Source organism: Xanthobacter versatilis (genome assembly GCF_043193975.1).
GTDB lineage: Bacteria > Pseudomonadota > Alphaproteobacteria > Rhizobiales > Xanthobacteraceae > Xanthobacter > Xanthobacter autotrophicus_E.
In genome coordinates, this window is record NZ_JBAFVB010000002.1 from 140,450 (window position 1) to 159,822 (window position 19,373).

The following is a 19,373-nucleotide window of genomic DNA, read 5'->3' on the forward strand; positions in this document are numbered from 1 at the left end:
CCGGGCGTTCGGGATTGCAGCGTCAGCCGCGCGAGCCTCAGTCCGCGACGGCGGGCGGGGGCGTCAGGCCGGGACGGCGGGGGGCCAGGGAGAGCTTGGCGCCGAGAGCCCGCCAGAAGGCGACCTGGTTGAAGCGCGAGGGCTCGAAGGCGCCGATGAGAGCCGCGGCGACGAAGGGCAGGCTCTGCACCATCAGCGCGATGCCGTAGAGGTTGATCTCTCGGATGTGGCGCCAGTCGTTCTTGGTCAGCGCCACGCCCGGCCAGTTGTTCAGGACCAGCAGCGCGATGCCGGCCAGCAGCAGCAGGCCGCCCAGCGTCGCCTCCGGCAGGGCCGGGAAGGACCGGGCCGCGCCGGCGAGCCAGTTGTTGCCCTTGGCGGTGCGGGCGAAGGCGAGATCCTTGTAGCGGAAGCCGTCCAGCACCGCCTTGGCCACTGTGTACTGTACCGCGCTCGCCGCCACCGCCGCGCCCAGCATGCGCATGGGCGTGGTCTCCACCCGCAGCCGGTAAAGGCTGACGAAGTGCATGAGGTAGACGAGGAAGGTGATCAGGATCGGCAGCGTCAGCACATGGGCTGGCACCGACACGCCGAACAGCAGCACGAAGGGTACGAAGGCCAGCGAGGCGATGGCCATCACCGCGCCCACCGATTCCGAGCCGAGCCAGGAAATCCAGCCGAGCACGAAATGGCGCTTCTGGGCCGTGGTCAGGCGCGAGCGGTTGGGCAGGAACTTGCGCCAGTGCTTCTTGATGATCTGGAAGCCGCCATAGGCCCAGCGGTGACGCTGCTTCTTGAAGGCCTCGAACGAGTCGGGCAGCAGGCCGTAGCCGTAGCGCTTGCGGGTGTAATGGGTCTTCCAGCCGTTCTCGGCGATGGTGAGGCCGAGGTCGGTATCCTCGCAAATGGTGTCGGACGACCAGTTGCCGGCCTCCAGCATGGCGGCGCGGCGGATGAGGCACATGGTACCGTGCACCACGATGGCGTCGTCTTCGTTGCGCTGGACCATGCCGATGTCGAAGAAGCCGGCATATTCCGCGTTCATGGCCTCGTGCAGCAGGCTGCGGTCGGCATCGCGATGGTCCTGGGGCGCCTGGACCAGACCCACGGTGGGGTCGTCGAATACCGGCACCAGCTCCTTCAGCCAGTCGGGCGTCACCACATAGTCGGCGTCGATCACACCGATGATCTCGGCGTCCGGGGCCGTGGCGTCGAGCGCGATGCGCAGGGCGCCAGCCTTGAAGCCCGCCACCTTCTCCGCATTGATGAACTTGAAGCGCTCACCCAGCGCCGCGCAATACTCGCGCACGGGCTCCACCATGGCCGGGTCGGGCGTGTTGTTGATGATGATGATGGCCTCGAAATTGGGATATTCGAGCGCCGCCAGGGCATCGATGGTCTGCTTCAGCATCTCCGGCGGCTCGCGATAGGCGGGCACATGAATGGAGACCTTGGGGAAGCGCGAGGGCACCGTCGGCACGACGACAGCCTTGCGCGCGTCGATCAGGCGGCGGGGTCCGCTACCGAAGGCGATCGCCGCCATCTCCTCGATGCGGTAGAGCAGCACGAAGACAAGGGGCACCAGCATCACCACGCTGAGCGCCAGGGTGACGTAGTCGCCGCCGGTCACATAGTGGTTGAGCCAGTAGTCCACCACCATTGCAAGCCAGGCCGCGACACCGTTGGCGGCGCCCGCCAGCACCAAGCCCTGCGACATGGTCAGTTCACGCATGCGCAGCAGCGGCAGGGTGAACAGCACGCCCAGCAGCAGCGCCAGAATGGTGGTCTGGTTGTAGGTGTGGTCGTAGATTGGGCCACTGAGCGGGAACTTCAGGTCGCGGTCGGCGTCGAACACGCCCCAGTACTGGCCCACCGAGCCTTCGTTCTGCTTCTTGGGCAGGTCGAACGCCTCGATGATGTTGTATTCAATGCCCAGCGCATCGGCGCGGGCGACGAAATCGCGGATGATCATGGCCTGCGCCAGCGGATCGGGCACCGAGGCGCCGCGATTGTAGCCGTGGGAGGGCCAGCCGAACTCGCCGATGACAATGCGCTTGCCGGGATAGGCGGCGCGCAGGCGGTTGTAGGCGTCGATGGTGTAGTCGACCACCTTGTCCGCCGGCACGTCCTCCCAGTACGGCAGGATGTGGGCGAGGATGAAGTCCACCGAGGAAGCCACTTTGGGGTGGTCGAGCCAGGTGTTCCAGATTTCGCCGGAGGTTACCGGCACGTTCACCTGCCGCTTCACGCTGCGGATCAGCTCAGCCAGCTCGTCGTCGCTCATGTCGCCGCGCAGCAGGGTCTCGTTGCCGACGACCACGGCCTGCACGTTGCGGTTCTGGCGGGCCACCTCGATCACGCCCGCGATTTCGCGGTCGTTGGCGGCCTTGGCCTTGGGGATGATTTCGCCGGTGTCCTTGTCGCTCTGGCGGTTCAGCCACGCGCCCGCGGTCACCCGGATGCCCTGCTCGCCGGCGATGGGGGCGATCAGTTCCTTGCCGTTGGTGGAGGAGTAGGTTCGAACGCCGCGCGTGTAAGGCGCCACCACCTGCATGTCGGAGCGGATCTGCGCCGCATTGGTAGGCGCCTCGCCCTCGGGGCTCATGTCCCGGCTGAAGGGGGCGAAGGACAGGCTCTGGAAGCGGTCCGTGATGTTCGGAGCGCTCACCTCGGGACGCAGGGAAAGCCACATTGCGGCGTGGATCGAGGTCACAACCGCAATGACCGCCGCCGCAGCAGCAAGACCGGGACGCATGGCGATGCCCACCCTAGAGGGGAAGTGGAACCGGGAACGCCGGCTGGCGGCGAAAGGTTCCGGGAAACGGCTTCGGGGCACCCTTTCGACCTGCCCCCGCGGTCGGCAATGCAGCGTTAAGGATAAGTTTACGCTGCATTGCGACGAGACACTAACATGCTCACCGTTGGAGATAAATCCCGATCATGGCGCCGCTGGGACGCCGTTGCGTCAGCGCCATGATCGCCCGGTGGTCTTATTGTTGCGCGGGGGCGGGCGCCGCGGCGGGAGGCTGCGGGGCGGCCGCGATATAATCCGGATTGACCCAGCACTGGTGCACCCGGCCGCCGAGCCGCTCCTGCGCCTTCGGATCGATGTTGCCCTGCCGCACCAGGCAGCGGAAGGCGAGCTTGAGGTGCTCGGTGGGGCAGCCAAACTGCTGGTACATCTCCAGATGGCGGCGCGCGGTGTCGATGTCGTCGCGCCACAGCAGTGCGGCGATCCGCCGCCCTGTCCAGACACATTCCGGCAGGCCGGCGGTTCCCGGCAGCTTGGACGCCTCGGTGAACTCCTCCACCGAGCGGCGCTGGGCTTCGGCGGCGGCTTTCTGCTCCGGCGTCAGCTGTTCCGCAGCGGGCTTCTGGTCGGCCGGCTGATTCTGCGCGGCGGCCGGCGAAAGGCAGGCGAAGACGATGGCGGCCGCGAGGAGCGGAAGTCGAAAGCGTTGCATGAGTGCCATTTTCTCAGAAGGAACGCGGAGAGAACCGCAGCGACACGTTAGGAGAAGGGCGCGATTTTGTCAGCATGACGGCGCTGCGGAAGTGGGGGTGCCGCAACGATGCCCGCGGCTGCGGGAAGGCTTCACACCGCCGGTGCAAGGCTCTATGTGGCGGCGGGGCCCTCTCGTCTCGTCTGGAGTTTCGATGCCTTCCTCCGTGCGGCTGCCCGTGGTGCTCGCGCTCGTGGTGGCCGGCCTCATCGCCGGCCTTTGGACCCTTCTCGGACGGCCCGTGGCCATGCCACCCTCGCCGTTGGCACAGGGCGAGAAGCTGCCGTGCGTGTCCTATGCTCCGTTCCGCGACGGCCAGTCGCCGTTCCAGAAGGGGCTGGTGATATCGGAAGCCCAGATCGACGAGGATTTTGCCCGCCTCGCCAAGATCACCTCCTGCGTGCGCACCTATTCCATCGAGATGGGGCTGGACAAGGCGCCGGCCATCGCCCGTAAGCACGGCCTCACCATGCTGCTCGGCATCTGGCTGGGGCCGGACGTGGACCGCAACCGCGTCGAGCTCGACACCGGCATCCGCCTTGCCCAGGAAAATCAGGACGTGGTTAAGGCCGTGGTGGTCGGCAACGAGGTGCTGCTGCGCGGCGAGATGTCCGCCACCGAGTTGGCCAGTACCATCGCCAGCGTGAAGCGGCAGGTGGCCCCGGTTCCGGTCACCTATGCCGACGTGTGGGAATTCTGGGAGCGCAACAAGGGCCTCACCGAGAACGTGGATTTCGTCACCATCCACATCCTGCCCTATTGGGAGGACCTGCCGGTATCCGCTTCCGAGGCCGGTCCCCATGTAGACGAGATCCGCCAGCGCATGGCCGAGGCATTTCCCGGCAAGGAAATCCTGATCGGTGAGACCGGATGGCCGAGCGCCGGCCGCATGCGCGAGGAGGCGCTGCCCTCGCCCTCCAACCAGGCGCGGGTGATGCACGACGTGGTGGCGCTGGCCAAGCGCCAGGGCTACCGGGTCAACGTCATCGAGGCGTTCGACCAGCCGTGGAAGCGCCGCAGCGAGGGCACCGTCGGCGGGCACTGGGGCATTATCGATGCCGATGCCCGCATGCCGAAATTCGCCTGGGGACAACCGGTGGAGGACTACCCCGGCTGGCGCATGCACATCGGCGTGGGCCTGGTGGTGGTGGCCGGCGTGTTTGCCAGCGCCTTCGCCGGCGGCCGCAAGCGTGAGGACGGGCTGCAGACGCGGGACTGGTTGGCCGTGGCAGGGATTGCGCTGTTCGGCGGCGCGACGCTTGGCGCCGCTCTTTCCGCCATGCCACTGGAGAGCCTTGGCTTCTTCGGCTGGCTGCGGAATGGCCTGCTGTTCGCCGTGGCGGTCGCGAGCCTGATCGTGATGCCGGCGGTGATCGGGCGGGGGCAGGGGCTGGCACCGTTCTCGGTGGCGCTGGATGCCCGCCGCTGGGCGGTGTCCTCGGGCGCGGCCATTGCCGCCGCTTTGATGCTGGCGCTCGCCGCTGTGGCCGTCGGGTCGGTGGCGTTCGAGCTGGTATTCGACCCACGCTACAAGGATTTCCCGGTGTTTCCGCTCACCGCCATCGTGGCGGCGGTCGCCGCGCCCATGCTGGTGCGCCGGGCGGAGCGGGACGGGGCGGGCCTCGGCGAGGTCATCGCCACCTGGGGCCTGCTGGTGGCCGGCGTCTACGTGCCGCTGAACGAGACGCTCTCCAACTGGCAGGCGGCCTGGTTCGGCACGCTCTGCCTCATTCTTTCCTTCACGCTGTGGCGGGTCCAGGCCGTGCAAAGGAAAGGATGAGCATCATCGCCGCCAGCGCGCCGGCCACCTCGTTGTGGAACACCAGCGCGAAGGCGGTGAACACCATCCCCACCGAGAAGGTGGCAAGGCCCGGCGCGATCAGCTGGATCAGCGCCACCACCAGCGCCACCGCGCCGAACACGTTCCACAGCGACAGCGCCAGAACCGCCGCGCGGCCATAGCAGCCGGCGCTTTCGAGCCCCGCCTCGCAGGCCAGCGAAACCAGCGTCGGTTCCACCACCATGTAGCGCATGTAGAGCGCCCACCCGACGGCGCCCATGCCCAGCGGGATCATCCAGTTGAGGGTGTGCGGGCCGGGGCGGAAGAGCGGGCGCTCGGAATAGGGGAGGTTCGGCATTCAAGGTCTCTTCGGCCGGCGGAACGGAGCATGCTCCTTATGAAATGGCGCCGGACGGGTCCAGTGGCAAGCCGGCCGGCAAAGGCGGGATGGCGCATGCGGCTGAGCCGGGGTAAGGGACAGCGCTTCGCCGAGGAGGGGTGAGAATGAGTGACCGGAGCCTGCTCGTTGTGGTTCTCGCGGCCGGGGAGGGCACGCGGATGGCCTCACGGCTGCCGAAGGTGCTGCACAAGGTCGCCGGCAGAACCATGCTGCACCACGTGCTGGCCGCCACCCGCGCCGCCGGCGCCACCCGCACCGCGGTTGTGGTTGGTCCGGGCCGGGACGATGTTGCCGCCGAGGTGCGCAAGATCGTGCCCGACGCCGAGGTGTTCGAGCAGTCCGAACGGCTCGGCACCGCCCATGCCGTCCTCGCCGCCCGCGCCGCGCTTGAGAAGGGCGCCGACGACGTGCTGGTGCTTTATGCCGACACGCCTCTGGTGCGACCGGAAACCCTCGGCCTGCTGCGCGCGCCGCTCAAGGCCGGCGCGGCGGTGGCGGCCCTCGGCTTCGAGCCCGCGGACCCCACCGGCTACGGTCGTCTCGTGACGGCCGGCGACGAACTCGTCGCCATCCGTGAGGAAAAGGACGCCAGCGCTGCGGAAAAGGCCATCCGGTTCTGCAATGCCGGCCTGATGGCGCTCGCCGGCGCCCACGCCCTCTCCATTCTGGAGCGCATCGGCAACGCCAATGCCAAGGGCGAATATTACCTCACCGACGCGGTGGAGATTGCCCGCGCCGACGGTCTTTCGGCCGTGGCCGCCCGGGCGGATGCGGACGAGGTGGCCGGCGTCAACAGCCGGGTCCAGCTCGCCGAGGCGGAAGCCATCCTGCAACGCCGCCTGCGCCTTGCCGCCATGGCCGGCGGCGCCACGCTGGTGGCCCCGGAGACGGTGTTCCTGAGCGCCGACACGGTGCTGGGCCGCGACGTGATCGTGGAGCCCCACGTGGTGTTCGGCCCGGGGGTGAGCGTCGGCGATGACGTGGTCATCCACTCCTTCTGCCACCTGGAAGGTGCGCGGCTGGAATCGGGAGTGACCATCGGTCCCTATGCACGGCTGCGGCCGGGCACCCAGCTGGATTCGGGGGTGCGCATCGGCAATTTCGTGGAGACCAAGGCCGCTCATATTGAAAGCGGCGCCAAGGTGAACCACCTGTCCTACGTGGGCGACGCCCATGTGGGGGCGGACGCTAATCTCGGCGCCGGGACCATCACCTGCAACTATGACGGCTTCGGCAAGTACCGCACCGAGATCGGGGCAGGGGCTTTCATCGGCGTGAATTCCGCGCTGGTTGCGCCCGTGACGGTCGGGAAGGGCGCTTTTGTCGGCACCGGCGCTGTCATCACCTCGGATGTGCCGGAGGATGCCCTCGCCATCGCCCGTAGCCGGCAGGTGGTGAAGGAGGGCTGGGCCAAGGCGTTTCGCGCCGCGCGCAGCAAGCCGAAGGGCTGAGATTACTCTTGGGACCTGTCCTGACAGGAAGCGAAAGCGGAAGTGATGCCGCCTGGGCTTGAGTGAACGGGCGGGAACGGTCCATTCAGCTTTGGAGTGGACTTTTGGGATCAGGCGGGCGCCGACCTTTGGCGACCGGAACCAGCGGAGCTTTTGTGCATGTGCGGCATCGTCGGCATTCTCGGGAAGGGCGCTGTCGCGGACAAGGTGGTGGAGGCGCTGCGCCGCCTCGAATATCGCGGCTATGATTCCACCGGCATCGCGACCCTTGAGAACGGCCACCTGGAGGTTTGCCGGGCCGAAGGCAAGCTCAGGCACCTGGAAGCCAAGCTCGACAAGCATCCGCTGAACGGCCATTCGGGCATCGGCCACACCCGCTGGGCCACCCACGGCAAGCCCTCCGAACGCAACGCCCATCCTCATGGCACCAAGCGCGTGGCCGTGGTGCACAACGGCATCATCGAGAACTTCCGCGAGCTGAAGCAGGAGCTGGAAGCCCAGGGCGTCAGCTTCAAGAGCGATACCGACACCGAGATCGTCGCCCAGCTGGTGGACCGCGAGCTGCTCGCCGGCAGCGAGCCGGTGGCGGCGGTGGCCGCCGTGCTGCCGCGCCTGAAGGGTGCCTTCGCCCTGGCCTTCCTGTTCGACGGCAAGACCGACCTTCTGATCGGCGCCCGCCGCGGCTCGCCGCTGGCCATCGGCTACGGCAAGGGGGAGATGTTCCTCGGCTCGGACGCCATAGCACTCGGCCCGTTCACCGACACCATCGCCTATCTGGAGGAGGGCGACTGGGCCGTCCTCACCCGCGAGCGCGTCGAGATTCGCGACGAGACCGGGCGGCTGGTGGAACGCACCATCCAGAAGGTGCCGGCCGGTGCCATGCTGGTGGACAAGGGCAACCACCGCCACTTCATGGCGAAGGAGATCTACGAGCAGCCGGAGGTCATCTCCCACACCTTCGGCCACTATCTGGACCTCGCCGCCGAGACCGTCACCCTGCCGGAGCTGCCGTTCGACCCCAAGACGGTGACGAACATCTCCATCACCGCCTGCGGCACGGCGCTCTATGCCGGCGCGGTGGCGGAATACTGGTTCGAGCGGTTCGGCCGGGTGCCGGTCTCCACCGACATCGCCTCCGAATTCCGCTATCGCGAGACGCCGCTTACGCCGGACGGCATCACTATCGTCATCTCCCAGTCGGGCGAGACGGCCGATACCCTAGCTTCCCTGCGCTATGCCAAGGAGTGCGGGCAGAAGGTGGTGGCCGTGGTGAACGTGCCCACCTCAACCATCGCCCGCGAGGCGGACGTGGTGCTGCCCATCCTCGCCGGGCCGGAGATCGGGGTGGCCTCCACCAAGGCCTTCACCTGCCAGCTGGCGACGCTGGCCTGCCTCGCCGTGGCGTTCGGGCGGGCCAAGGGCGTGCTGGAGGAGGCGGACGAGCACAAGCTGGTGCGCGCCTTCATGGAAGTGCCGCGCCTGATGACCGAGGCGCTGAAGCTCTCGCCGGAGATCGAGGTGCTGGCCCGCACCCTCGCCAAGGCACGGGACGTGCTCTATCTCGGCCGCGGCTCCAACTATCCGTTGGCCCTGGAAGGCGCGCTGAAGCTCAAGGAAATCTCGTACATCCACGCCGAAGGCTATGCCGGCGGCGAGCTGAAGCACGGCCCCATCGCCCTCATCGACGAGAAGATGCCGGTGGTGGTCATCGCTCCCCACGACCGCATCTTCGACAAGACCGTCTCCAACATGGAGGAGGTGGCGGCGCGCGGCGGCCGGATCATCCTCGTCACCGATCCCCTGGGCGCCGCGGCGGTGGACGTGGGCGCGGTGCAGAAGCTGATCCTGCCGGAGATGCCCTCCACCGTGTGCCCCATGGTCTATTCCATCCCGGTGCAGTTGATCGCCTATCACACCGCGGTCATCATGGGCACGGACGTGGACCAGCCGCGCAACCTCGCCAAGTCGGTGACGGTGGAATAGGCTGAAAGGTGCATCGCTCCGCGGCGCGCCCGGCGCTGACGTCAAAGTCGCATCGTGCTTATGGTGTGCGCTCACCGTGTACGGACGACGCCGCATGCACGCCGCCGCGTTTACACTGTTCATGAACGTTGCCGTCGCGGGGCTCTTTGCGGCGAGCTACGCGACAATCGCCTTAATGCATCCGGCGCAGCGGGCACCGATCTGGTTCGCGGTCTGCTATGGGCTGGGCATGGTGACGCCGCTGGCGCAGTTCGGTCTCGCCTACACCGCCTGGACCACCTTTTTCGGCGCCGTCATCTTTCTCAGCCTCGCCTTCGCGCTTCTGCTGCTGGTGCCGGCGCTTGCGGTCTTCTACGGCAGCCGCAAGCCATGGCCGGTGCTGGGGGCAATCGCGGCGCTCACCCTGCTCCTGCCGTTGATCCGCGCGGGCCTGCCCTACCATCCACTGACCTACCAGCTGATGTATCAGGCTCCGTTCACGCTCGCGGTCGCCGCCTGCGCCTGGGTGGTGCTGCGCGACAGTCCTCGCCACCGCAGCGATTTCGTGCTTGCCGGGATGTTGGTGGTATTGGCCGCGCACTTCCCGGTGAAGGCCTATCTGCTGGTACAGATGGGCACGTCGCGCACGGCGAAATATATCGACACCACCTATGCCCTCGTCTCGCAGGTCAGCTCTGGCATCCTGTTCCTGGCCACCGGGCTGATCCTGCTGCTGAAGTCGGTGCAGGCCGTGGTCCGTGAAAGCCAAATTGCTGCGGAGACCGACGTGTTGTCCGGCCTGCTGAACCGGCGCGGCTTCGACAGCAGGGCCGAGCGCCTCATCGCCCAGGCCAAGGGGCGGCCGGTGGCGCTCCTCATCCTCGACCTGGACCACTTCAAGAGTGTCAACGACAGGTTCGGCCACAGCACCGGAGATGCCGCCATCCGGGCCTTCGCAGTGCTGCTTTCGCGCACTGTGCCTCCCTCTGCTCTGATTGCCCGCCTCGGCGGCGAGGAGTTCGCCGTGCTCCTCGATCGCACCGGGCTGGAGGCCGCCCGGCTCCAGGCGGAGGCGATCCGACTCGCCACGTTCCACCATCAAGAAGTGGGCCTGCCGAAGCTGACGGTGAGCATCGGCGTTGCGGCCCTTGCCTCGTCCCACCTCCTGCCGGAGGCCATGGAGCGGGCGGACGCCGCGCTCTACGAAGCCAAGCGCGCCGGCCGGAACCGGGTCTGTTGCGCGGCGGAAAAGGCGGCGCCGGCGGTTCCCCTGGCCGTAGTGGCGCAGCGCAACGCGACCTGACGCTTTGCCGCAATCACCGGTTCGGCCGGGTGGCGATAAATACCGCGAGGGCGATGAACACCACGCCCAGCACCGCCAGCACCGGCACCGGCGCGCCGAAATACCAGGAGCCGGTGAAGGTGCCGACGAAGCTCGCCAGGGCGAACAGCTTCACCATCGGTGGAATGGCGCCGGTGTCGCGCCAGCGCACCACGCCGGGGCCCAGATAGCGGTGGTTCAACAGCCACGCCTCGAAGCGTGGCGAGGAGCGTGTGAAGCACCATGCGGCGAGGATCAGGAACACCGTCCCCGGCAGCATGGGCACCACCATGCCGATGGCGCCAATGACCAGAAAGACGAGGCCCGCCGCAAACAGCAGCTTGCGGTAGATGGCTGCGCGCGACCAGCGCCGCGTCGCCAGCCGCTCGCTTTCCGAGTGATGCGGCAGGCCAGCGGGTGGCGGAGCACCGGAGGTGTCTGGATCAGGCATCATGGCCGGACCATGATCCCTCATCCCGCCGAGAGCAAGCGCATGGCGGCGTCGCGCTCGGCCAGATGCAGCAGGGTGTGGAGCGGGCCGGATTGTGGTGCCGCAAGGTCGGGATCGGCCTTGACGCGCTGGGCGGCCGCGTCGCGCGCCGCCTCGACCTCGCCGGAATGGAATTCGAGCCGCGCGGTGCGGAAACCCGGCATGCCGCTCTGCCGCGTGCCGAGCACGTCGCCTTCGCCCCGCAGGCGCAGGTCTTCCTCGGCGAGGCGAAAGCCGTCCTGGCTCTCGCGCAGGATGGCGAGGCGCGCCTTCGCCGTCTCGCCCAGAGGCGAGCGATAGAGCAGGAGGCAGACGGAGGGCTTGTCGCCGCGCCCCACCCGGCCGCGCAGCTGATGGAGCTGGGCGAGGCCGAAGCGTTCCGCGTGCTCGATCACCATGACGGTGGCCTCGGGCACGTTCACCCCCACCTCGATGACGGTGGTGGCGACCAGAAGCCGGGTCTCACCCGAGGCGAAGCGCGCCATGGCCTCATCCTTGGCGGTGCCGGACATGCGGCCGTGCACCAGCCCCACCTTGTCGCCGAAAATGGATTTCAGCACCTCGAACCGCTCGGTGGCGGCGGCGAGGTCCGAGGTGTCGGTCTCCTCCACCAGCGGGCAGATCCAGTAGGCCCGGGCGCCGGATGACAGGGCGCGGCCGGCCGCCGCCACCACCTCGTCCAGTCGGTCGAGGGGGATGGCGCGGGTGTCGATGGCCTGCCGGCCGGGCGGCTTCTCGCGCAGCTCGCTGGAATCCATGTCGCCGAACAGGGTGAGGACCAGGGTGCGCGGGATGGGGGTGGCGGTCATTACCAGCATGTCCACCGCCTCGCCCTTGCGGGCCAGCGTCAGCCGCTGCTCCACGCCGAAGCGGTGCTGCTCGTCTACCACTACCAAAGCGAGGTCGCGGAAGATCACGTCGTCCTGAATCAGGGCATGGGTGCCGATGACCATGTCGGTGCGGCCATGCTGCAGTTCGGTGAGCACGGCGGTGCGGGCGCGCCCCTTCTCCCGCCCGGTGAGCACGCTGACGGAAAGGCCCGCCGCCTCGGCCAAAGGCGCGATGGTCTCGTGATGCTGGCGGGCGAGGATTTCCGTGGGCGCCATCAGGGCGGTCTGGCGGCCCGCCTCGGCCACGGTGGCGGCCGCCATCAGCGCCACCACGGTCTTGCCGGAGCCGACATCGCCTTGCAGCAGGCGCAGCATGCGGGTGTCGGCGGCAAGATCCGCGCGGATGGCCGCCACCGCCTGCTCCTGCCCGCCCGTGAGGCAGAAGGGCAGGGCGGAAAGAAGCTGCGCGCTGATGTGCCCGTCGCCCACGGTTGCGCGCCCGCCGGCCTTCTCCTCCTGCGCCCGCAGCAGCGCGAGGGTGATCTGGTGGGCGAACAGCTCGTCGAAGGCCAGCCGCCGCCATGGCCCGCCCGCCGGCGTGGCCTCATGGGGATTCGCGGGCCGGTGCACCCGTGCCAGCGCCTCCCGGAAGGCGGGCCAGCCGCGCTCGGCCAGGAGGTCCTGGGGAATCCACTCTGGCAGCTCGGGCACGCGCTGGAGCGCGGCCTCGATGGCGCGGCGCACATGGCCGGCGGCGAGGCCCTCCACCAACGGGTAGACCTGCTCCACCGCCGGCAGCCGGGCGAGGCCCGCCGCATCGAGCACCCGGTCGGGATGGGTCATCTGCCGCATGCCGTCATAAAGCGAGATGCGTCCGCACAGCCAGCGGGTCTGGCCCACCGGCAGCATGTGCTCGAGCCGCGCCGGGTCCATCTTGAAATGCACCACCACCATGTCGCCGGAGGCGTCCGACACGAAGGTGCGGTGAGGCGCGCGGCTGCCGGGGGGCGGGGGCTGGTGGCCGTCCACCCGCACCTCCAGCGTCACGTCGGTCTCGGGCAGGGCCTCGGCGATGGTGGGGCGGGCGCGCCGATCCACGAAGCCGGACGGCATGTGGAACAAGAGGTCGAGGACGCGCGGCATCTCCCGTCCGAGCAGCCGGCCATAGGGCCGCACCAGTTTCGGGCCGATACCGGGCAGGCTGGTGAGCGGCGCGAACAGGGGGAGGAGGGCATCCGGGCGCATGGCGGCGGAAGGTGTCCTGTTCGCCTGCGCCGTGCAAGCCGCTCCTGTTCCGCTTCAACTGGAGGTCACAGGCGATCTCCTATATCTATCAACATTCAACCCTCAGCGATGAGTGTCCCGCATGAGCACTGGCGAAAGCGAAGGCGAACAGGCGGAACGCATGGCCTTCATCCTTGGCCTGCGGCAGCGGGGGATTCGCGATGTAGGCGTATTGCGCGCCATGGAACTGGTGCCGCGCCCGCTGTTCGTCGATCCCGCGCTGCGCCGGCATGCCTATGACGACGTGGCCCTGCCCATCGCCTGCGGCCAGACCATGTCCCAGCCCAGCCTCGTCGCCGCCATGACGGAGGCGCTGTCGCTGACCGCCGACCATTCGGTGCTGGAGGTGGGGACGGGATCAGGTTACCACGCCGCCGTGCTCTCCCACCTCGCTGCGCGGGTGGTGACGGTGGATCGCTACCGGTCTCTGGTGGCGGAGGCGCAGGCACGCTTCGAGGTGCTGGGTCTGCGCAATGTCACCGCCTATGTGGGCGACGGTACCTTGGGCATGCCGGCCCGCGCCCCTTTCGATCGCATTCTGGTGACGGCGGCGGCGCCCGACATTCCCTTTGCCCTGATCGACCAGCTCAAGTTCGGCGGCGTCATCGTGATGCCGTTGGGGGCGCCGGAGGAGATCCAGACCCTCGTGCGCTACGTGAAGGAGCAGTCCGGGCGCACCCGCACCGAACTCATGAAGGTGCGGTTCGTACCGCTGATTCCGGGCGCTGCGGCCACACTTTGATGGAAAGCGCCACGCCGGCGCCCCATTGGTCCCATCTTACGCTGCGCTGCGGTTGCCGCCGGAGGGTGGGTCCGCTATCGAACCTTTACGTTTGGTTTCGGGGGATGAGCAGCGTGGCGGTGGTCGTTTGGCGCCAAATGTGGCGGGTCCTGGCATGCGCGATGCTCTTCGGCGCCCTTTCGGGCTGCGGGGGCCGGGTGTCCGGCGTGCTCATCCCGGTGCCGGACGACGTGCCGGGCACCTCCCGCGTCAACATGGTGGTGGCCACTGTCCGCGAGCGCGCCGACGGGCCGGACATCTTCAGCGGCGAGCGCTCGCGCAAGTCGAGCTTCGCCGAGGTTACCGTCTCCATCCCGCCGGACACCGCCCGCAAGCCGGGCGACGTGCAGTGGCCGAAGTCCGTCCCCGGTAATCCGGCGACCGACTTCGTCACCACCCAGCTCGATGAGTTGACCCAGGACCAGGCCATCAAGTGGTTCCACCAGCGCATCAGCCGCACGCCGAACCGGCAGGCGCTGGTGTTCGTCCACGGCTTCAACCAGCGCTTTGACGACGCGGTGTTCCGCTTCGCCCAGATCGTCCACGATTCCAACGCCCCGGTGACGCCGGTCCTGTTCACGTGGCCGTCGCGCGGCAGTCTGCTCGCCTATGGCTATGACCGGGAGAGCACCTCGGTCTCGCGCGATGCCCTGGAGCGGCTGCTCACCTTCATGGCGAAGGACCCGAACGTGGGGGAGATTTCCATCCTCGCCCACTCCATGGGCAACGTGGTGACGCTGGAAGCGCTGCGGCAGATGGCCATCCGCAACGGCCGCATCCTGCCCAAGATCAAATATGTGATGCTCGCCGCGCCCGACGTGGACGTGGACGTGTTCGCCTCCTTCTTCAATGAGATCGGCCCGAACCGGCCGGCCTTCACCCTGTTCGTCTCGCAGGACGACAAGGCGCTGGCACTCTCGCGGCAGGTGTGGGGCGACGTGCCGCGCGTGGGCGCGGTCAATCCGGAGCTGGAGCCCTACCGCTCCGAGTTCGAGCGCAACAACATCAACGTCATCGACCTTACCAAGCTGAAGACCGACGACGCGCTGGCCCATGGCAAGTTCGCCGCCAGCCCGCAGGTGGTGCAGGCCATCGGCGCCCGCCTCGCCGAGGGCCAGACCATGACGGATTCCCGCGTGGGCGTGGGCGAGCACATCATCCAGATGACTTCGGGCGCGGCCACCACGGTGGGTACGGCCGCCGGCCTCGTCATTGCCGCGCCGGTCGCGGTGCTGGACGAGAACACCCGCGCCCATTACGGCCAGCACATGAACAAGCTCGGCGATTCCGTGACCGAAACCGCCACCAGCGGCGCCAATGTGGTGACGGCCCCGGCCGCCCACTGATCCGGGCCTGATCCGGCGGCGCCTGCGCGTCCGCCGGTGTTGCTTCCGGGCAACGGACCAGGTGAAACATTGACGGCGGCGCGCCGGTTCGGGCTGACTTAAGCCGCCGTTTACGCATGGGACCCTTAACTGCCCGCATGTATTTCGTTGCGTGCGAGTTCGATCACATGCGTATTTCCAGCGAGACTCACGGGCGTAATGTCTTCGCGCGACTGGCGCTGGTCGGGCTTGTGTCCGGTACGGTTGCCGGGTGCAGTTCGGACTCGACCCGGTTCCTGACGGATGGCTTTGCGCCCCCGCCCCAGCAGCAGGCCAATGCCGGCTATGGCGGTGGCTACCAGGGTGGCGGCTATCAGGCCCAGCCCGGTGGCGGCGATGTCACCGGCTCCCTCGGCGCCGCGCCGTCGGGCCGGGTGGATTCCATTCCGTTGCCCCCGCCCGGCCAGGGTAGCGCGGGCATCCAGACGTCTTCCTATGCCGCCTCCGGCACGGCCCAGCCGCTCTATGGCGCGTCGGGATATGGCGCCACGGCGCCCGCTCCGGTGACAGCCTCTGCCCGCCCGGCGGTGCCGGGAACCCATGTGGTGGTGGGTGGCGAGACGCTGGCCTCCGTCGCCCGCATGTATGGCGTGACCCCGGCGGCGCTCGGCGCGGCCAACAACATCCCGCCGGGCCATACGGTGCGCACCGGCCAGACCCTCGTCATTCCGCCCGGCGGCAACGGCGCATCCCAGGCCCACGCTCAAGCTGCTGCCCAGCCGGCTTCTGCGGCCAAGCCGCCGCAGGTGGCCGCGGCCCCCAACACCCTGACAGTGCCCGGCAAGCCCGCCAGCCAGCCGGCGACTGTCGCCGCCAAGCCGCTGACGACCGCTCCGGTGCTGTCCCAGAACCTGACGCCGCCTCAGGCATCCCCTGCTCCGGTCGCGACCGCCTCCGCCAAGCCGGCTCCTGCCGGCAAGCCCGCAGCAGCCCCCACCCAGGCGGTGGCAAAGTCCTCGGCGCCTGAGCCGAAGGTGGAAACCGCCGCCAAGGTGACCCCCGCCGACGATGCGGACGACGGCCCCCGCGCTTCGGGTTCAGGTCCCCAGTTCCGTGCCCCGGTGCGCGGGCGCGTCATCGCCTCGTTCGGTCCCAAGCCGGGCGGCGCCCACAATGACGGCGTGAACTTCGCCGTGCCGGAAGGCACCGGCGTGCGCGCCGCGGAAGACGGCACGGTGGCCTATGCCGGCAACGAGCTGAAGGGCTACGGCAACCTGGTGCTGGTGAAGCATGCGGATGGCTACGTCACCGCCTATGCCCACAACAGCGAGCTGAACGTGAAGCGCGGCGACACCGTGCGGCGCGGCCAGATCATCGCCAAGGCCGGCCAGAGCGGCAACGTCAACTCGCCGCAGCTGCACTTCGAGATCCGCAAGGGCTCCACCGCCGTGGACCCGAGCCGCTACGTGGCCGGCCTCTGAGCCGACCCGAATTTCTCCAGACGACGGCCGGGCTTGCCCGGCCGTTTTCATGTCCGGGATCCTGTTCCGGCATGGACGGACGGGGAGGGGCGTGGTGCCGGCGCGTCTTCCCGAACTTGACGGCGCTTCCCCCCGCTTATAGGCCCAGCATATGACCTCCCGCGCCTTCATCGCCGGCTGCGCCGGTCCGCACCTGACCAAAGACGAGCGCGCCTTCTTCGCGGATGCCGCGCCGTGGGGCTTCATCCTGTTCGCACGCAATGTGGAGACGCCGGACCAGGTCCGTGCCCTGGTTGCGGATTTGCGCGCGGCGGTGGGCTGGCAGGCGCCGGTGCTGATCGACCAGGAGGGCGGGCGGGTGCAGCGCCTGCGGCCGCCGCACTGGCCGGAATACCCGCCGGCCGAACCGTTCGGCGCCCTCTACCTGAGTGATCCCGTGGCGGCGCTGGAGGCGGCGCGGCTCAATTCCCGCGCCATCGCGGCCGACCTCTACGCCCTCGGCATCGATGTGGATTGCCTGCCCTGCGCCGACCTGCGGCACCCTGACGGCCACGGCATTATCGGCAACCGCGCCTATGGCACCGAACCCGGGCCGGTGGCCGCGCTCGCCCGCGCGGCGGCGGTGGGGCTGCTGGAAGGCGGCGTGCTGCCGGTGCTCAAGCACATTCCCGGCCATGGCCGGGCCCCGGCCGACAGCCATGAGCGGCTTCCGGTGGTCACCGCCCCCCGCGCCGAGCTGGAGGCGGCGGACTTCGCCGCTTTCCGCCTGCTCGCCGACCTGCCCCTCGGCATGACCGCCCACGTGGTCTATGCCGACATCGACCCGGAGCGGCCCGCCACCACCTCGCCGAAGGTGATGGACGAGGTGATCCGCGGAAGCATCGGATTTACCGGCCTGCTCATGAGCGACGACCTGTCCATGGGCGCATTGGCCGGCGACATGGCGACCCGTGGCCGCGATGCGCTTGCCGCCGGGTGCGACCTGCTGCTCCACTGCAACGGCCGCCTGGACGAGATGACCATCGTGGCCGGCGTGTCGCCGCAGCTCTCGGGTGCGGCGCTGGAGCGGGCGGACCGCGCCCTCGCCCTGCGCCAGATTCCAGCGGAGGTGGACGCCGCAGCGCTGCGCGAGGCAGTGGCGGCGCACATCGGGCAGGTCGCCTGACCATGGCGGGCGAGGCCGCACCGGACCCCTTCGAGGCTGGCGCCGACCGCGTCGAGCCCGGGTCCGGCGAGGCCTTCATGGTGGATGTGGACGGCTTCGAGGGTCCCCTCGACCTGCTGCTCGCCCTCGCCCGCACCCAGAAGGTGGACCTCACCCGCATCTCCATCCTGGCGCTGGCGGACCAGTATCTCACCTTCATCGAGGAAGCTCGGCGCGGTCGGCTGGAGCTGGCCGCCGACTATCTGGTGATGGCGGCCTGGCTCGCCTACCTCAAATCCCGCCTGCTGCTGCCGGCCCCGCCGCAGGAGGATGGGCCGAGCGCCGAGGAGCTGGCTGCCGCCTTCACCCGGCGCCTGCGGCACCTGGAGCGCATCCGCAAGGCCGCGCAGGAGCTGATGGCGCGTCCCCAGATGGGCCGGGACAGTTTTCCCCGGGCCGTGCCGCCCACGTCCGACCAGCCGCTCTACACGGTCTGGACAGCGACCATCTATGACCTCCTGTCGGCCTATGCCCGGCAGCGGCAAACGCAGGTTCTGTCTCACGTCACGCTCAAGACGCGCGCGGTCTGGTCGCTGGCGGACGCACGGGCACGGCTCGAACGGTTGCTGGGGGCGGATGCCGTGGGCGAATGGATGCGGCTTGACCAATTCCTGCTAGATTACATGGCTGAGCCCGAGCAGCGGGCGACCGCGCTCGCGTCGAGCTTTTCCGCCAGCCTGGAAATGGTGCGCGAAGGCATGCTGGACATCCGGCAGGATGCCCCCTTCGCGCCCCTGTGGCTGCGGCCGCGCCCGGCGGAGCCCGTGCTGCCGTTTGAGGCGCCCCATGAGGCGCCCGGAGAGGAGACATGACCCGGCCCGCACCGCGCATCGACCTGTTCGACGTGCGTCCGGAGGACGAGCGCGCCTATGCTTTCGCGCGCGACCTGCGCGTGATCGAGGCGCTGCTCTTCACCTCCTCCGGGCCGGTGGACGCGCGCGCGTTGAAGCCGCATCTCTCCAATGAGGCAGATCTCGCCGCATTGATGGAAGCGCTGACCGCCGATTATGCCCGGCGCGGCGTCAACATTGTGAAGGCCGCCGGCGGCTGGATGCTGCGCACCGCCCCGGACCTTGCCCGCGTGGTGGCCGGCCCTGTACCCGAGGCGCGCAAGCTGTCGCGCGCCGCCATCGAGGTGCTGGCCATCGTCGCCTATCACCAGCCGGTAACGCGGGCCGAGATCGAGGAGATCCGGGGCGTGTCCACCTCGAAGGGCACGCTGGATGTGCTGCTGGAGACTGGATGGGTGCGCCTGCGCGGTCGTCGCAAGGCCCCGGGTCGCCCTGTCACCTATGGCACCACGCCCGCCTTCCTGGTCCAGTTCGGCCTGGACGCGGTGCAGGACCTGCCGGGCCTCGACGAGATGAAGGGCGCCGGCCTCATCGACGGGCGCCTGCCGGCGGGCTTCGCCATGCCGCTCCCCTCCGACGATCCTTCGCTCAGGGAGGACGAGGAGGCTCTGGAGCCCGAGGCCCTCGATTTCACCCTTTCCCCACCCCCGGACGAGGACGGAACGGATACGCCCGACGAGGCTTGATACCATCGGCCTCGGTATTCGACC

General features: G+C 68.7%; 15 protein-coding genes. 10 read left to right on the forward strand and 5 right to left on the reverse strand.

Annotation, left to right across the window (positions count from 1 at the left end):
- Positions 1-37: 37 nt before the first annotated feature.
- Positions 38-2,755: a glycosyltransferase gene (locus V5F66_RS04315; RefSeq protein WP_394005791.1), complete on the reverse strand. Its 2,718-nt coding sequence runs from the start codon at positions 2,753-2,755 to the stop codon at positions 38-40.
- A 235-nt stretch (positions 2,756-2,990) separates the two neighbouring features.
- Positions 2,991-3,473, reverse strand: a complete 483-nt coding sequence (locus V5F66_RS04320) for a hypothetical protein (protein WP_012116392.1) — start codon at positions 3,471-3,473, stop codon at positions 2,991-2,993.
- Positions 3,474-3,657: 184 nt separating this feature from the next.
- On the opposite strand from V5F66_RS04320, the gene V5F66_RS04325 reads away from it, so the two are divergent.
- Complete coding sequence (locus V5F66_RS04325) at positions 3,658-5,283, forward strand: glycoside hydrolase family 17 protein (protein WP_012116391.1); 1,626 nt, start codon at positions 3,658-3,660, stop codon at positions 5,281-5,283.
- On the opposite strand, the gene V5F66_RS04330 is transcribed toward V5F66_RS04325, so the two are convergent.
- Positions 5,243-5,641: a hypothetical protein gene (locus V5F66_RS04330; RefSeq protein ID WP_394093337.1), complete on the reverse strand. Its 399-nt coding sequence runs from the start codon at positions 5,639-5,641 to the stop codon at positions 5,243-5,245. The two genes, V5F66_RS04325 and V5F66_RS04330, sit on opposite strands and share 41 nt — an antisense overlap.
- Before the next feature lie 146 nt (positions 5,642-5,787).
- Between V5F66_RS04330 and glmU the strand changes: the two genes are divergently transcribed.
- The 3 genes from glmU to V5F66_RS04345 all read left to right on the forward strand — a co-directional run bounded on the left by glmU (position 5,788) and on the right by V5F66_RS04345 (position 10,399).
- Positions 5,788-7,134 (forward strand): bifunctional UDP-N-acetylglucosamine diphosphorylase/glucosamine-1-phosphate N-acetyltransferase GlmU, encoded by a 1,347-nt coding sequence (glmU, locus tag V5F66_RS04335; RefSeq protein ID WP_394093338.1) that lies wholly within the window; start codon positions 5,788-5,790, stop codon positions 7,132-7,134.
- Positions 7,135-7,293: 159 nt separating this feature from the next.
- On the forward strand, positions 7,294-9,117 hold the full coding sequence (gene glmS / locus V5F66_RS04340) for a glutamine--fructose-6-phosphate transaminase (isomerizing) (protein WP_012116388.1): 1,824 nt from the start codon (positions 7,294-7,296) through the stop codon (positions 9,115-9,117).
- Between the two features lie 94 nt (positions 9,118-9,211).
- Positions 9,212-10,399, forward strand: a complete 1,188-nt coding sequence (locus tag V5F66_RS04345; RefSeq protein ID WP_394050876.1) for a GGDEF domain-containing protein — start codon at positions 9,212-9,214, stop codon at positions 10,397-10,399.
- Between the two features lie 13 nt (positions 10,400-10,412).
- Here the strand turns inward: V5F66_RS04345 and V5F66_RS04350 are convergent, their stop codons facing one another.
- Together V5F66_RS04350 and recG are read right to left on the reverse strand one after the other, a co-directional pair.
- Positions 10,413-10,871 carry a YbaN family protein gene (locus V5F66_RS04350; RefSeq protein ID WP_394005784.1) on the reverse strand — a complete coding sequence of 153 codons (459 nt, stop codon included), beginning with the start codon at positions 10,869-10,871 and terminating at the stop codon, positions 10,413-10,415.
- 17 nt (positions 10,872-10,888) lie between these two features.
- Positions 10,889-12,982: an ATP-dependent DNA helicase RecG gene (recG, locus tag V5F66_RS04355; RefSeq protein WP_394050878.1), complete on the reverse strand. Its 2,094-nt coding sequence runs from the start codon at positions 12,980-12,982 to the stop codon at positions 10,889-10,891.
- 121 nt (positions 12,983-13,103) lie between these two features.
- Here recG and V5F66_RS04360 point away from each other — a divergent pair, with 121 nt between their 5' ends.
- From V5F66_RS04360 to scpB, 6 genes are all read left to right on the forward strand, one after another.
- Positions 13,104-13,763: a protein-L-isoaspartate(D-aspartate) O-methyltransferase gene (locus V5F66_RS04360; RefSeq protein WP_012116384.1), complete on the forward strand. Its 660-nt coding sequence runs from the start codon at positions 13,104-13,106 to the stop codon at positions 13,761-13,763.
- Positions 13,764-13,900: 137 nt separating this feature from the next.
- Positions 13,901-15,148, forward strand: coding sequence for an alpha/beta hydrolase (locus tag V5F66_RS04365; protein WP_394093560.1), 1,248 nt, complete (start codon positions 13,901-13,903; stop codon positions 15,146-15,148).
- Between the two features lie 167 nt (positions 15,149-15,315).
- A complete protein-coding gene (locus V5F66_RS04370) occupies positions 15,316-16,608 on the forward strand; it encodes a peptidoglycan DD-metalloendopeptidase family protein (protein WP_394093339.1) in 1,293 nt (430 codons plus the stop codon).
- A gap of 151 nt (positions 16,609-16,759) precedes the next feature.
- The gene (nagZ, locus tag V5F66_RS04375) at positions 16,760-17,773 is read left to right on the forward strand and encodes a beta-N-acetylhexosaminidase (protein ID WP_394093340.1); all 1,014 of its coding nucleotides are present in this window, start codon (positions 16,760-16,762) and stop codon (positions 17,771-17,773) included.
- Between the two features lie 2 nt (positions 17,774-17,775).
- On the forward strand, positions 17,776-18,624 hold the full coding sequence (locus V5F66_RS04380; RefSeq protein WP_394005774.1) for a segregation and condensation protein A: 849 nt from the start codon (positions 17,776-17,778) through the stop codon (positions 18,622-18,624).
- Positions 18,621-19,349 carry an SMC-Scp complex subunit ScpB gene (scpB, locus tag V5F66_RS04385; RefSeq protein WP_394093341.1) on the forward strand — a complete coding sequence of 243 codons (729 nt, stop codon included), beginning with the start codon at positions 18,621-18,623 and terminating at the stop codon, positions 19,347-19,349. Before V5F66_RS04380 ends, scpB begins: the two co-directional genes overlap by 4 nt.
- Positions 19,350-19,373 lie beyond the last annotated feature (24 nt).